The organism is Micromonospora sp. NPDC050397, assembly GCF_044901685.1.
Classification (GTDB): domain Bacteria; phylum Actinomycetota; class Actinomycetes; order Mycobacteriales; family Micromonosporaceae; genus Micromonospora_G.
Genome location: NZ_JBJDPS010000002.1, coordinates 847279 through 862085, shown reverse-complemented (window position 1 = coordinate 862085; position 14807 = coordinate 847279). Strand labels below are relative to the sequence as shown.

The 14807-nt window shown below is 70.3% G+C and carries 12 protein-coding genes; 1 reads left to right on the top strand and 11 read right to left on the bottom strand.

The window, feature by feature from the left end; genetic code table 11:
* Positions 1 to 116: 116 nt before the first annotated feature.
* Together ACI2K4_RS10035 and ACI2K4_RS10030 are read right to left on the bottom strand one after the other, a co-directional pair.
* On the bottom strand, positions 117 to 551 hold the full coding sequence (locus ACI2K4_RS10035) for a cold-shock protein (protein WP_404510092.1): 435 nt from the start codon (positions 549 to 551) through the stop codon (positions 117 to 119).
* Between the two features lie 89 nt (positions 552 to 640).
* Positions 641 to 1180 (bottom strand): hypothetical protein, encoded by a 540-nt coding sequence (locus tag ACI2K4_RS10030; RefSeq protein WP_404510091.1) that lies wholly within the window; start codon positions 1178 to 1180, stop codon positions 641 to 643.
* A gap of 736 nt (positions 1181 to 1916) precedes the next feature.
* On the opposite strand from ACI2K4_RS10030, the gene ACI2K4_RS10025 reads away from it, so the two are divergent.
* On the top strand, positions 1917 to 5237 hold the full coding sequence (locus ACI2K4_RS10025; RefSeq protein WP_404510090.1) for a ThuA domain-containing protein: 3321 nt from the start codon (positions 1917 to 1919) through the stop codon (positions 5235 to 5237).
* A 78-nt stretch (positions 5238 to 5315) separates the two neighbouring features.
* Here the strand turns inward: ACI2K4_RS10025 and ACI2K4_RS10020 are convergent, their stop codons facing one another.
* From ACI2K4_RS10020 to ACI2K4_RS09980, 9 genes are all read right to left on the bottom strand, one after another.
* Positions 5316 to 6890, bottom strand: coding sequence for a right-handed parallel beta-helix repeat-containing protein (locus ACI2K4_RS10020; protein WP_404510089.1), 1575 nt, complete (start codon positions 6888 to 6890; stop codon positions 5316 to 5318).
* A gap of 71 nt (positions 6891 to 6961) precedes the next feature.
* A complete protein-coding gene (gene wecB / locus ACI2K4_RS10015; RefSeq protein WP_404510088.1) occupies positions 6962 to 8233 on the bottom strand; it encodes a non-hydrolyzing UDP-N-acetylglucosamine 2-epimerase in 1272 nt (423 codons plus the stop codon).
* Positions 8234 to 8239: 6 nt separating this feature from the next.
* Positions 8240 to 8959, bottom strand: a complete 720-nt coding sequence (locus ACI2K4_RS10010) for a choice-of-anchor P family protein (RefSeq protein ID WP_404510087.1) — start codon at positions 8957 to 8959, stop codon at positions 8240 to 8242.
* Complete coding sequence (locus ACI2K4_RS10005; RefSeq protein ID WP_404510086.1) at positions 8913 to 10556, bottom strand: glycosyltransferase; 1644 nt, start codon at positions 10554 to 10556, stop codon at positions 8913 to 8915. The genes ACI2K4_RS10010 and ACI2K4_RS10005 overlap by 47 nt, the downstream gene beginning before the upstream one ends.
* On the bottom strand, positions 10546 to 11118 hold the full coding sequence (locus tag ACI2K4_RS10000) for a hypothetical protein (RefSeq protein WP_404510085.1): 573 nt from the start codon (positions 11116 to 11118) through the stop codon (positions 10546 to 10548). Before ACI2K4_RS10000 ends, ACI2K4_RS10005 begins: the two co-directional genes overlap by 11 nt.
* Positions 11115 to 11261 carry an LPXTG cell wall anchor domain-containing protein gene (locus tag ACI2K4_RS09995; protein WP_404510084.1) on the bottom strand — a complete coding sequence of 49 codons (147 nt, stop codon included), beginning with the start codon at positions 11259 to 11261 and terminating at the stop codon, positions 11115 to 11117. Before ACI2K4_RS09995 ends, ACI2K4_RS10000 begins: the two co-directional genes overlap by 4 nt.
* 172 nt (positions 11262 to 11433) lie before the next feature.
* Positions 11434 to 12081, bottom strand: a complete 648-nt coding sequence (locus tag ACI2K4_RS09990; RefSeq protein WP_404510083.1) for a response regulator — start codon at positions 12079 to 12081, stop codon at positions 11434 to 11436.
* A gap of 78 nt (positions 12082 to 12159) precedes the next feature.
* Positions 12160 to 14136 carry a histidine kinase gene (locus ACI2K4_RS09985; protein ID WP_404510082.1) on the bottom strand — a complete coding sequence of 659 codons (1977 nt, stop codon included), beginning with the start codon at positions 14134 to 14136 and terminating at the stop codon, positions 12160 to 12162.
* Positions 14137 to 14165: 29 nt separating this feature from the next.
* Positions 14166 to 14630 (bottom strand): hypothetical protein, encoded by a 465-nt coding sequence (locus ACI2K4_RS09980; protein ID WP_404510081.1) that lies wholly within the window; start codon positions 14628 to 14630, stop codon positions 14166 to 14168.
* Between the last annotated feature and the right edge of the window lie 177 nt (positions 14631 to 14807).

Sequence of the window (14807 nt, the reverse complement as noted above, 5' to 3'; positions counted from 1 at the left end):
AACACCATGAGAACACTCTTACCGGTAACCCGGGCGCAATTCTCCGATTAGGGCGGACAATGGGATTGGGGCAGCATTTCGAGTGTTATAAAGACGCCTTCACCTGCCCCCGCCACTCAGTTCTCCACCCAGCCGTGTCGCTGGGCGAGCAGGGTGAGCCGCTGCCGCAACTGAACGATCTGCGTGCCGGTCAACGTCGGTACGGCGTCGAGCAGCAGTTCGGTCACCTCGTGCCGGAACCCGGCCGGGGTGAGCACGTCGCACATGCCGTCGTCCTCCGAACGCTCGACAGCGCCGCGCTCGGCGTCGGGCAGCGTCACGTTGACGACGGGGTTCGCCGCCCGTTCCGCCTTCAGGATGCGTACGGAGAGCGCCTTCATCCCCCGGTCGCTCTCCACCGCGTCGAACTCCACCGGCACCCCCGGCGCGAACGCGTACTTCTCGTCACCCAGCACGTTCGCGTGTACGAACACGTCCTCACCGCCGTTGTCCGGCGTGATGAACCCGTACCCACGCACCTCGTCGAAACGAATGAACCTTCCCCTGCCCACCACGCCAACCTCGTCTCACCCGATACCGATCACACCGCATACCGCGCCAACATCATAGTGTCAACCACGGCTTCCGGTGTCGGCTCCGGTCAGCCCTGGGCGGGCGCCGCCCGCTCGGCCGGTGCCGGCCCGCCGACCGGCATGGACTCACCGGCGAGCTTTCGCGTCTCCCGGTGCACGAAGAGCAGCGGGATGATGCCGAAGACACCGAACGAGATGTCGATCAACTGCCACCACCACGGGATGCCCCGGATCGGGCCGGCGATCAGCGCCAGCGGGACGATCGCGGCACAGGAGATCATGCCGAAGTGCACCACCCAGATGTTGCGCACCGGGTCGCGGTACGGACCCCAGAACGCGACCGCGATCACCAGGTGGGCGAAGGCCAGCCAGTCGGTGCCGTACGCGAGGAAGGGAAAATCCTGATTGGTCGCCACGATCCCCCGGTGCACGTGGTCGATCCACTCCACCAGCACCGGGAGGTGCTCGGGCGCCGGTGACCAGTCGGCGTGCAGCAGCCGTACCAGCAGACGGCTCTCGGCTTCGAGCGGGAAGGCGGTCACACCACTGAGGACGAGGCCGACGACGAAGACGACCAGCCAGGCGCGGATCCGGGTGAGGGTGGGCACGGCGCGGAGCGTATCGCCGGACGAGTTGCCGGAGCGCGTCCTGACGAGAACCCGCACAAATGATTCACAACTCGCGTGACCTCGGCCATACCGGGCTTTCGTCCGACCAGACGGAGACTTCTGTCAGTATCGACGGAAGTTAGTTGGTCATGGGTCTATCTTTCGTGTTGCCCACGGATTAAGGTTCTGTTTCAGCCACAGTAGCTCTCGAATCCCCTGCACAGAACGGCAGAGAACGTTTCAGCGGCGCATCGGCGGCGCCACTGTCCGAGAACCACTCCCGCATCGTCGCCGTGGCCCGGGGCCGCGAGGAAGGTAGCGAGACATGGACCCGACAGCGTTGCGCCGCCCGCGGAACACGCCCTCGCCCATCGCGACGAGATGACCCGGCACGCCGCAGCCGCGACCGGCTCCCGCGTATCCGGAACCCGGCCGCCACGACGCGGCTGAACCCACGATCCTCCGCCGCTCGGACGGCGGTGGGACCGGCCCGTCCGGTCGGCTCGAAATCAGCAACGTGGTTCGTCGCGGCAGCGCGCGACCACCCGCATCGGATCGCGCCCGGAGTCACCCGATCGGCAGACGGTGACGACCCGGCGAGGTCACGTACGACCCATCAGGGATGCGGCAGTACCGGCGGACGTGGCAACCAGACCACAGCGGCGGACCCGTACACGGGGTCCGGTGTCGTCGATTGGTGCGACCGTAGGCCCGCTCCATACCCCCGGAGGAATGCATGACAAGACCCCTGCGCCGGTGGCTGGCCGCCACGCTCGGCGCCGCCATCACCATCCCCGGTCTGGTCGCGGCACCCGCCGTCGCCGCGCCGGACCCCGGAATCGCCGAGGATCGGCTGGTCAGCGAGGAGAACGGGCCGGCGGCCCTGCGCTCGGCCGCCCGCGCGCCGGAGACCTACCGGGTCCTCGTCTTCACCAAGACCGCCGGCACCCGGCGACCGTCCATCCCGGACGGCGTACGGACCGTCCAGGCGCTCGCCGCCGCGAACGGCTTCACCGTCACGGTGACCCAGGACGGCGCGGCCTTCACCCCGGAGAACCTGGACAACTACCGGGCGGTGGTCTTCCTCAACACCACCGGCAACGTGCTCAACCCGGGCCAGGAGGCCGCGTTCGAGTCGTACGTCAAGGCCGGTGGCGGTTACGTCGGCGTGCACGCCGCCGCCGAGACCGAGCCGGACTGGGCCTTCTACCAGAACCTGGTCGGCTCGAAGGTCGCCGGTGTGGCCAGCACCGAGGCGGGTGTCGTCGAGGTGGCCGACCGGGTGCACCCGTCCACCGAGGCGGTGCCGCAGACGCTGACCCTCACCGAGGAGTGGTACAACTTCAGCACCAACGTACGGGGCGCCTCGCACGTGCTCGCCACCGCACAGGAGAAGAGCTTCCCGGGCGGCACGATGGGCTTCGACCACCCGGTGAGTTGGTGCAAGGACTACCAGGGCGGTCGTTCCTTCTACACCGGACTCGGCCACTCGATCGAGACGTACCGGGTCGGTGGTTTCAAGAAGCACCTGCTCGGCGGCATCCAGTGGGCGGCCGGCGTGGTCGAGGGCGACTGCGGGGCGACCGTGCTCGGCAACTACGAGAAGGTCACCCTCAACGACGAGCCGGGCGAGCCGATGTCGCTCTCGGTCCTGCCCGACGGCCGGGTGCTGCACAACACCCGTGGCGGTGAGATCCGGCTCTACGACCCGGCGACCGGCGCCAGCCCCGTGATCAACACCATCCCGGTCTACCAGCACGACGAGGACGGGTTGCAGACGATCACGATCGCGCCCGACTTCGCCACCAGCAAGTGGGTCTACATCTACTACTCGCCGACGCTGAACACCCCGGTCGACAACCCGGCCACCCCCGGCGTCAACGAGGGCGACGCCCCGGCGATCAGCACCGACCCGAACGCGTGGAACGCGTTCAAGGGCTACAACCAGCTCTCCCGGGTCAAGTTCGTCGACGGGCCGAACCCGCGCCTGGACATGGCGACCGAGCAGCAGATCCTGCGGGTCGACACCGACCGGGGCATCTGCTGCCACGTGGCGGGCAAGGTGAAGTTCGACGGCAAGGGCCTGCTCTACCTGATCACCGGTGACGACACCAACGCCAGCGGTTCGGACGGCTTCGTGCCGATCAACGAGTCCCCCACCCAGGGACCCGGGTACGACGCCCAGCGCTCGTCGGCCAACACGAACGACCTGCGTGGCAAGGTGCTGCGGATCAAGATGAAGGAGAACGGGACCTACACCGTCCCGGCCGGCAACCTCTTCCCGGAGAACGCCGACTACGAGAACAGGACCCGTCCGGAGATCTTCCTGATGGGCCTGCGCAACCCGTTCCGGTTCGACGTGGACAGCAACGGCTTCGTGTACGTCGGCGACTACTCGCCGGACTCGCGTACCTCCAGCCCGACCCGGGGTCCGGAGGGCACCGGCCGCTGGTTCGCCACCAACAAGGCGGCCAACTACGGCTGGCCGTACTGCTACTCGCCGAGCCTGCCGTACATCGACTACGACTTTGTCACCCGTACCTCCGGTGAGCCGTTCAACTGCGGCGCCCCGGTGAACAACTCGCCGCGCAACACGGGTCTGACCACCCTGCCGGCGGTCGCCCAGCCCCAGTTCTGGTACACCTACGAGGCCCGTACCACCTGCGCCGGGGCGTACCTGCAGAACCCGCCGAGCGCCTGCGACTTCAAGTGGCCGGTGATCGGCACCGGTGGCGTCGGCCCGCACGGCGGCCCGATCTACACCTACGACGAGGCGAACACCTCGGAGACCAAGTTCCCGGAGTACTACGACAACAGCGTGGTCTTCGGCGAGTTCACCCGGGACAAGCTGTTCATGATGCGCACCAACGGCAGCGGCAAGCTGCTCGGCGTGGAGCAGTTCCTGCCGGGTGTGGTCTTCGACAACCCGATGGAGATGGAGTTCGGCCCGGACGGCAACCTCTACGTGCTGGAGTACGGCGACGGCTTCTTCCGGGCCAACCCGGACGCCCAGCTCTCGATGATCCGGTACGTCAAGGGCACCCGCTCCCCGATCGCCCAGCTCTCGGCGAACCCGACCTCGGGTCGGGCACCGCTGCCGGTGCAGTTCTCCAGCGCCGGTTCCTCCGACCCGGACCCGGGTGAGTCGATCTCCTTCGCCTGGGACTTCGACAGCAACGGCACGGTCGACTCGGCCGACCCGAACCCGACGTACACCTACACCACCAACGGCGTCTACCACGCCAAGCTGACGGTCACCGACTCCAGTGGCAAGACGGCGGTGCTGACCAGGGAGATCGTGGTCGGCAACACGGCACCGACGGTGAACGTGACGGTGCCGGCAGGCGGTACGTTCTTCAACTGGGGTGACACGGTGCCGTTCACGGTGAACGTCACCGACCCGGAGGACGGGACGATCGACTGCAGCCGGGTCACGGTCTCGTTCGTACTCGGCCACGACAGCCACGGTCACGGCCTGGCCGAGACCAGCGGCTGCACCGGCACCCTGCCCACCCCGGCGGACGGGGCCGACCACGCCGGTGGTTACCTCTACGGCGGGATCAGCGCCACCTACACCGACCTGGGCGGCAACGGCCAACCGGCGCTCACCACGGTCGGCCAGGCGGTCATCCAGGTACGGCGGCAGCAGGCCGAGCACGCCCAGGTCCAGCAGGGCGTGACGATCGCGGCCAGCACCGACACCGGGGGCGGCAACCAGGTCACCGGCATCGACGCCGGTGACCACATCGCGTTCGACCCGATCAACTTCGACGGGGTCAGCACGGTAACCTTCCGCTACTCGGGCGGTTCGGCCACCACCGTCGGCCAGCCACGCGCCAACGTGGAGCTGCGGGTCGGCTCGCCGACCGGCGCACTGGTCGCCACCGCGACGCTGAACGCCACCAGCGGCAACGGCGCGTACGCCAGCCAGTCCGTTCCGGTGAACCACCCGGCCGGTGCCCAGCGGCTCTACCTGGTGTTCAACCCGGTGAGCGGCGGCCCCACCACGGGCCTGGTCAACCTCAACTGGGTCGAGTTCGGCGGCAGCACCCCGTAACAGTCAGTCGACGCACGTCGTGACAGGCGAGTGGCCACCCGTACCCGGGTGGCCACTCGTCTTCGTGGTGCCCGCTGCTCAGGCGTACTGCGGGGTCTCGACCCGGGTGGCGGCGACGGCGTTGCCGCCGAAGTCGTTGTCCTGGAGGTCGGCCGAGCCGTGGGTGCCGTCGCCGGTGACCAGCAGACCGTGCGTCTGGGTCTTGCGCTCCTGACCGTCCCAGACCCGGTTGTGTCGCAGGGTCAGGTCCCGAGTGCCGGCGGCGAGCGTGATACCGGCCCGCTGGGCGGGTACGTCCGGCAGCCGGTAACGGGAGCCGTCGGGTGGCGTACCCCCGGCCCAGGCCGTGGTGGCACCCGGCCGGACCGGTGCGAGCAGCAGCTCGTCGCCGGTGTTGGTGGCGACCACGGCGGTCCGGGTGCCGACCCGGACCACCTTGCCCCGGTGCCCGTCCAACGGCCAGTTCGCCGCGCTGTCGCGGATCGAGGTACGGGTGTAGCTGACGCTCTCGCCCTCGCCGCTGTCGGCGCCGGCCGCCCGCCGGCCGTTGTCCCGGATCCGGTTGTTCACGATCGCGCCGTCGGTCAGCCCCGCGTCGATCCTGATCCCGTCGAGCCCGTTCTCCCAGATCTCGTTGCCGTCGAGCACCACCTCCCGGCCCGGGATCGGGTTCCGGGCGAGGTTGTGCTCGCAGTAGCCGTACCGGCCGTTGCGGCTGATCCGGTTGCCGCGCACGACGTACCGTCCGGGGGTGTTGCCGATGCTCAGCCCGTCGATGATGTTCGCGTCGACCACGCAGTCGGAGACGATCCCGCCCCGGCCGGCGACCCCGGAGGTGCCCTGGGCGGAGACGTCGAAGCCGGCCTCGTGGTTGCCGATCATGGTGCAGCCGGTGACGACCAGGCCGTCCGCGCCCCAGTCGGAGATGCCGAACCGGTTGTCCTCGGTGTGGCAGCCGACGATCCGGATGCCGCGCGTCGGCTGCCAGTAGGGCTTCTGCAACTCCAGGAAGATGCCGTTGGTGCCGTTGCCGACCGCGGTGCAGTTGGCGATGGTCAGCCGTTCGCAGTCCCCCCAGCCGCCGATGCCGATCCCGATGCCGGCGCCGCCCATCTGCTGACCGGTGTCGAGCCGGCCGCAGCGCAACACGTGCACCCCCTCGATCACCGTGTCCTGGAGGAAGTCGCAACCGAGCCCGGTGGCGGCGGTGTCGTGGATGTAGAGGTCCCGGAAGCGACCCCGCTGCACGTACTGGAGACCGAGCCCCTTCGCCAGGTAGTCGTAGCGGGCCAGCTTCACCCCGGACCCGTCGATCTCGAAGCTGGCGAAGTGACAGTCGGTGATGCAGTTGTCCGGGCTGGCGCCGTGCTGGACGGTGGTGAAATAGGCCAGCGGCGTCGGCTCGACCCGGTTCCCCTCGTTGCTGAGCCGGAACCTGGTGACCCCGATCCCGGCCCCGACCAGGGAGATCCCGTTACGCCACACGGTGCCGGCGTCCCGGATCGAGTACGTGCCGGGCGGGCAGTAGACCACCCGGGGTTGCCCGTCGGCCGCGTACGCCGCACCGAGCGTGTCGACCAGCGCCTGCAACGCCGGCTGGTCGTTGGTGACCCCGTCACCCCGCAGGCCATGCGCGCGAGCGTCGTAAACCACCCCTCCAGGCACCGACACACGCACTCCCCTCCGTACACCCGACCCCGCTCGATTCCCCCCACCCGCCCGAACTAACGCCGCAAACCCTGATCCACAACCCCGTGCACCTTGATCGACGCGCTCTCAGCAGTTGCGAAAGGGGGCGGAACTACCGCTGACGGCGCGTGGATCATCAGCTCCACCAACGGAGTCACCGGTACGGGCAGGCGGGGTGGCTCCGCCGCCGTTGTGGGCAGGGCGAGCAGGTCGGCCATCGCCGCGACGGCGCGTACGCTCGCCTGTCCGTCGCCGAACGGGGACGTACGCTCGGCGAGCGATCGGCCCGACAGCTCGTGCGCGGCGGCGACGACGATCCGTTCCGGGTCGGTGCCGACGAGCGTGCCGTAGCCGGAGCTGAGGATCTCGGGGCGTTCGGTGGTGTCACGGGTGACCAGCACCGGCACCCCGAGCGTGCCGGCCTCCTCCTGGAGACCGCCGGAGTCGGTGATCACCAGATCCGCGACACTGAGCAGGCCGATCATCTCCGCGTACGGCAGCGGTGGGGTGAGCCGGACGCCCGGCGTACGCCCGAGTTGCGCGGTCACCTCGGCGCCGAGCGTCGGGTTCGGGTGGGTGACCATCACGATCTGGGCCTCCGGGTGACGGCGGGCAAGGTGCCGCAGGCCGGCGCAGACGCCGAAGACGCCGCCGCCCCAGTTCTCTCGCCGGTGCAGGGTGGCCACGACCACCCGCCGGGTCGGGTCGAGCCAGCCCGGCGGCCGGGCCAGGCCGTGGTCGAGCAGGTGGTGCAGCGCATCCACCACCGTGTTCCCGGTGAGCACGATCCGAGCGTCCGGCACCCCCTCGTCGAGCAGTTGCCGGTGTGCCGTCGGGGTGGGCGCCAGGTGGAGGGCGGCGAACCGGGCCAGCATGGCCCGGTTCGCCTCCTCGGGGAAGGGCCGGTCCAGGTCGTGCGTACGCAGACCGGCCTCCAGGTGCACCACCGGTAGGTGGTGCCAGAAGGCGACCAGTCCACCGACCAGCGCGGTCAGGGTGTCGCCCTGGACCACGACGGCGGCGGGACGGTGCTCGGCGAGCACCGCGTCGGTCGCCGTGATGAGCGCGGCGGCGAGTTCGGCGAGAGATCCCGCCTGCCGTACGGGAGCCAGCGTCACGTCGGCGGCCAGGTCGAAGGGTGCCAGTGCCTCTCCGACCCGCCCCGGGTGCTGACCGGTGTCCACCACGGTGGCGGTGAAGCGGTCGTCCAGCCGCAACTGACGTACCAGTGGGGCTGTCTTCACCCCCTCCGGCCGGGTGCCGACCAGGACCAGAACGTCCGCCGTCGCCGAACCGCTGCCGCGCATCCTGGCTCAGCCCTTCAGTGCCTGCTGGCGGCGGTGCAGAAGGAACCCGCCGGTCGCGGCGACCGCGATCACGCCGAGTGCCACCGGTGCTCCGGCCAGCGGGATGGTGGGAATGGGCGGGGCCACCGCGTTCGGCCCGCAGGCCACCGAGCCGACCTCGACCGTGGCCAGCAGGCCGCCGAGGGCCTCGATCTCCAACGCGGTGACCTCGATCTGTCCCGGTTCACTGCTGGCCTGGGAGTTGAGCAGGATGCTCAGAATGCCAGGAATGCTCAGCCCGGTGTTCGGTGCCGGATTGGCGGGCAGGTTCAGCAGGGTCGTCTCGATGCCGAGGATGGTCGAGGTGATCCGGGCGTTGGTCAGGCTCGCCGTACCGGTCGCGGACGGGCTGCTGCTCGCGGTGCAACTCGCGTAGATGGCGTCCGCCCGCAGGGTGATCGTGGCCAGGCCGTTGGTGCCGAGCACGAGGGCCACCTCGGAACCGTTTACGACGATGCAGTTGCCGGTCGGTCCGATGGTGATCGACCCTCCGCTGCCGAGCACCCCCGCACATGCCGCCGACGTACCGTCGTTGAACGCCCGGACGTACTGGTTGAGCACCCCGGCGGTGATGACCGTCTGCGCGCCGAGTACGCCCAGCGGCGGGTTCTGGTTGCCGCTGATCGACTCGGTGGTGCCGTCATTGGTGGCGTTGGCCGTGCCGGAGCTGGCGATGCCGCCCCCCACGAGGCCGATCTGCAGCGCGGACGCCTCCGACTGGGAGGTGTCCGCCATCGCCGGTGTCGCCGCCAGCACGGCCAGGGCGATACCTCCGGCCGCCGCCATCGTGCAGCGGGTGAATCTGGATCTTGTTTTGCGCATCTACCGACTGCTTTCTGCTGGTTGCGGTACGGATTTCGGGGCGGGAGTTCGTCGGGTGGCTCTTCTCCGTCGGGCGGGTCTGTTTCGACGCGCGAGGTGCTTTCGGCGGCCGGTGCCGGGCCGGCGGCCGGACCGGGTCGGCCGCGCGCGCGGTCTTCTGCCAGTCGGTCCTGGAGCGGACGAGGCGGGCGAGGGCCAGCCAGACGGCGATCGACTGGACGTAGCTGTACAGCCAGTGCCCGAGCCCGAGCCCGACGGCGGTGACCAGGCGCAGGCCGGGTTCGCAGCGGGCCCGGTAGGCCAGTCCCCAGACGGTGAACGGCGCGATGCCGAAGAGCAGGACCAGTGGCACGATGCCCCAGCCGCCGTGCCGCCACCAGCCGCCGATCCCGTGCACCGCCTCGCGGATGTAGTAGCCGAGCACGGTCAGACAGGCCAGGTAGACCAGGGTGCCGAGCAACTGCATCCACGGTGCGGCGAGGAAGTAGACGATCTCCAGTGCGGCGGAGTTCCTGATCCGACGCGACCGCAGCACGGCGCCCGCGTAGCGGACGCACTGCATCGACCCCTGCGCCCACCTGGTGCGTTGCCGGATCAGTGAGCGGAGCCCGGTGATCGCCTCCTGCGCCACCCAGGATTCCGGGCAGTATTCGGTACGGCCCCCGCCGAGCAGGACGTGCAGTCCGAGTTCGAAGTCCTCCAGCAGCGCCCCGTGCCAGGGCGTGCCGTGGTCGACCGCGATCCGGTCCAGCATGGACATCCGGGTGAACTGGCCGTTGCCGCCCATGCCGACGCTGCCGGTACGCCGCCGAAGCTCCTGCATGGCCGCGATCGGTCCACGGAACTCCATGTCCTGGAGCCGGACCAGTAGCCGTGGCCACCAGGGCGATGGCGGTTGCTCCTCCGCCTCCGGCCCGCACTGGAGCATCCGTACCTCGATCTGCACGGCGGCCACCTCGTCGGTGCCGAAGTAGCGCGGTCCGGTGAGCGCGCAGAGGCAGCGCGGGTCGAGCCGGCTGTCCGCGTCGATCACCCCGACGATCACCCGGCTCCGGTCGACGTCCGCCGGCAGGTGCGTGTTGATGGCCCGCCAGGCGGCGTTGAGCGCGGCGCCCTTGCCCTGGCGCGCCTCCGGCGCCACCCGCCGCACCAGGCGGACCCGGGGGTCGGTGGCGAAGCCGGCGAGGATCTCGGCGGTGCGGTCGTCGGAGTTGTCGTCGACGCACCAGAGGGTGGCCCGGGGGAAGTCGCGCAGCAGCCGCTCGACCGTGCCGCCGATCACCGCCTCCTCGTTGAGGCAGGGCACCACGATGTGCCAGTCGTAGGTGGTGTGGTCGCCGCCGAGCAGCCGGGCCGCCCGCAGGTAGAGCACCAGGATGCTGATCACGTACGCGCAGAAGGTGACGCAGAGCAGGAACGCGGCGGTGTTCAGCAGCTCGAACGGGCTGACGTCAAGCGGCACGGAGTGACCTCCGTCCCGCCCCACCCCGGTGTCCCGGTCGGCGTCGACGCCGGCCACCGGTGAGTACGACCACGAAGAGGACCCCGATGACGATCAGGCCGCCGGTGGTGATGGCCGAGCCGATCAGCACGTGGCTGCGCTCGTACCCGGTCTGGAAGCCCCAGAGCCGCATCGAGCCGACCACGGCGGCGAGCCGGATTTGGTTGACCAGGACCAGGAGTACGACGGCGATCGCGCTGGACACCAGGGCCCGGGACCAGGTCACCCGGCGGATGCCGAGGAAGAACGCCGCCATCAGCAGCGGTGGTACGAGCAGCAGTGCCACCGAGCAGCCGGCGGTCACGCCGAAGCCGACCAGTCGCTGGTCGAGTCGGAACACCACCGCCGAGCCGATCGAGCAAGCGTCGGCGAGCCCGAAGGCAGCGACGAGTTGCGCGTTCAGCCACGCCTCGACGCTGGCGACGTCGTGCCACCGCCAGAGCATGAGGACCGACACGGCCAGGCCGGTGAGGATGCCGAGGCCGGTGCGGAGCCAGGTGCCGCCGGTGGTTCGTCCGGTCACGACCGGCGCTTGAGAGTAGTGGTGAGCACCAGCACCGCGCCGAGCATGACCAGACCGATCCCGGCGAGCAGCCACGAGTTGATCGCGGCACCGGTAGCGGCAAGACTGCCACCGATGGTGTGTCCCCTGTTCGCTCCGTACATGTGAAACCCCCCGTGTAGCCGTGGTGACGCAGTTGTCACGCTAACCAGCTATTCGGACGTATGCCGCATAAACCGTGAAACCCTAATAACGGGCTTTATGAGGACTTATCACGTCCAAAACCGGGTGGATACCACCACCACCGATCGGCGTCCGGGCGGCGGGGCAGAACGGTCAACCGGCGATGCCGGCGTCCCGCGCGAGCAGGGCGGCCTGGACCCGGTCGGCGACGCCGAGCTTGGCGAACAGGGCGGAGACCTGGTTGCGGATGGTCTTCTCGCTGAGCCCGAACCGACGGGCGATCCGCGCGTTCGGCTCGCCGGCCGCCAGATACCGCAGGATGTCCCGCTCACGCGGGGTGAGCTGGTCGAACGGCGCCGGCAGCTCGACCGGTTGGCGTTGCAGCGTGGTCAGCACCGCCGGCCCGATCCGAGGGCCGAGGACCAGCCCGCCACCGGCCACCGTACGCAGCGCGTCGACAACCGTGTCCGGGTCGGTGTCCTTCAACACGTACCCCCGGGCACCCGCCCGCAGCGACCGGCTGACCACCTCCTCGTCGTCGGCCATGGTCAGCATCAACACGTACGCCTCCGGCCGGCTCCGGACGATCCGGGCGGTCGCCTCCACCCCGTCGCCGTCGGGCAGGGCCACGTCCATCGCCACCACCCCGACCTGCTCGGTCACGGCCAGCCCGACCGCCTCCGCACAGGTCGCCGCCTCCACCACCCGCTCGACCCAGGGCTCGTCCTCGAGCATGGTCCGCAGACCACGACGGACCACCGGGTGGTCGTCCACGATCAGCACCCGTACCCGCTCCGGCATGTTCCGCCTCGCTCCCCTGCCGGCCCGGCCGGCACCGTCCACCTCAGTCCTCTGCCGGCCGGGCTGGCACGATCCGCCTCATCCCGCCGCGTGCTCGGCGCCGGGCAGGCTGACCAGGACCCGGGTGCCGTGCGGCGACACCTCGGCGATCTCGCACCATCCGCCCAACTCGGCCGCGCGCTCCCGCATCGACTCCAGCCCGACCCCGCCGGCCCGCGGGCCGGCGAACCCGATCCCGTCGTCGGTCACCTCGATCAGCAGATCGGCCGCCCGGCGTACGGTCACCTCGCACGCTGCCGCACCGGCGTGCCGGGCCACGTTCGTCAACGCCTCGGCCACCACCCGGTACGCCGCCACCTCGACCGCCGCCGGCAACCCGGCCAGGTTCTGCTCCGCCCGGAACCGGACGGAGAGCTGTGGCCCGTCGAACCGCTCGCACTCCACCCGCAGGGCCGCCTCCAGGCCCCGGTCCAGCGCCGCCGGACGCAACTGGTCGACCAGTTGCCGCACCTCCCCCGTGCAGGTACGCAGGTCCTCGGCGAGCCCGTCGAGCACCGCGGCGAGCCGGTCCTGGGTGCCGGCGAGCTTGCGTGCCGCCCGTACCTGCATCGCCATGCCGGCGAAGGTCGGACCGAGCCCGTCGTGCAGGTCGCGGCGGAGCCGCCGACGCTCCTCCTCCCGGGCCAGCACCAGCCGCTCCCGCGACTCCCGCAGGTCGCGGATCAGCCGGGCGGTCGCCGTGGCCACCGAGGCGTGCAGGGCGACATCGTCGAGCAGCCGCCGCTCGACCGGCGTGAACCGGTCACCCGAACGGCGATTGGCCACCACCAGCCGCCCCACCCGCTCGCCGTGGGTGACCATGTCGAACGTCTCGACCGAGGTGGTGGCGTGCCCGTGCTCGGCGTGCAGGCTCGGCCCGTCCGCACCGTCGACCTCGACCGCCACGTACGGCACCCGCAACGAGCCGGCGATGGTACGGGTGAGCAGCGGCAGCACCGCGTCCGGCTGGACGGTCCGCTCCAGCAGGTCACCGAGCCGGGCCAGCACCGCGTACGGTTCGTCCCGCTCGCCGTACAGCAGGCGGTTCACCCCTCGCTGCACCCGTCGGCGCAGTGGCTCGAAGGTGACCGCGATCAGGCCGGTGGCGACCAGTGACGCGTTCGAGGTGTCCCCGCGCAGCAGCACGTCCCGCAGCAGTGCGACGATCCCCACGAAACCCGCGATCAACAACAGGCTCATGGCCAGCCAGACCAGGCTCCGGTTGATCACCTGCTCCAACCCGTACAGCCGGTAGCGCAGTACCGCCAGCGTCATCGCCACCGGTATCGCGACCACCATGAGGATCCAGGCCCCGGCCAGGTTCAGCCCGTCCAACACGAAGCCGAGCAGGAAGAGCGCACCCGCGGCGAGCAGGCAGGCGAGTTGTTGACGGGTCTCGCCGACGGCGCGACGCCACCGCCAGCCCAGCGACACCAGCACCGCCACCAGCCCGGCCAGCCCGACGGCCATCCCGACCACCGCCACCCGGGCCAGTGACCGGGCCCGCGCGGTCGCCGCCGTCTCGCCGGAGAAGACCAGGTTCCGGGGGTCGTCCAACGCCGCCACCGCGAGCGCACCGGCGACCACCACCGTGGAGACCACCAGCAGCGCACCGAGCGCCCGCGAGCGCGGTCCGGGCAGCCGGCCGTCCGGGAAGACCAGCAGGGCGAGGAAGACCAGACCGAACGGCGGCCACCACAGCCACTGGGTCAACCAGGCCAACGGCAACCAGGCCAGCGGCTGCCAGGTCATCCAGCTCAGTGCGAGCGCCGCGACGGTGGCGGTGAGCCCGGCGGCGAGCATCAGCCGGCCGACCGGGTGCCCGGGTACGCCGGCCAGCACCAGCCCGCCGAGCGCGGTGAACGAGACCGCGATCGCGACCGTCGTCGCGGCCATGCCACCGGTAGCCGGTGCACCCCGCGACCACTGCCCGAGCAGGACCAGCAGGGCGACGAGCAGCGAGACGACGACCAGCCCGTACCGTCGGGCGGGTACGGGACCCAGGGGCGGGGACACGGGGACTCCTCGGATCGGCCGGTGCCGGGTCAGTGCGCCCAACCGGCGGCGTGCAACGTGTTGTGCACGAACCCGCCCTTGTTGGTCTGTACGTGCCAGGGCAACTCATCGAGGTCCTCGGCCAGCGTGCCGTTGCCGACCCGGGGCAGGGTGGCGACCGCCTCGTCGACCGTCATCCCGGCCCGCTCGGCCAGGTCCGGATGGGCGTGCAGGTAGGCGGCGACGTGTTGCACCACCGCGCGCAGCCGTACCTGGACCGCCACCGGGTCCGGGGCGTCGCCGCTCGGGTGCAGTTCCACCATCCGCCAGTCCGGCCCGAAGAACGGCACCAGCCGCTGGCCCTCGGGGTCGAAGAACTCGACCGCGCCGGCGAACCGGTCGCCCTGCTCCTGCTCGGCCAGCACCCCGGCCAGGTCCGGGTAGACGTGGGTGAAGGTGTTGTCGTTGGCGACCAGCAGGATGCGCCGCCTGGTCAGCGTCGGGTCGTGGATCATCGCGGTACTCCTCACACAATCAAGATGTGGTTGCGGTTCGACGACTGGCCGCCGGGGCGGAAGGCTTTCGGTGTGCCGCAGCGTAGGTGATCCGACCGCCCACAGGGGACGGTCCGCACCGTCGGCATTCCGACCCCCGCTTGAAAGGAAGGGCCCCTTATTAACGCTATGCGTTAA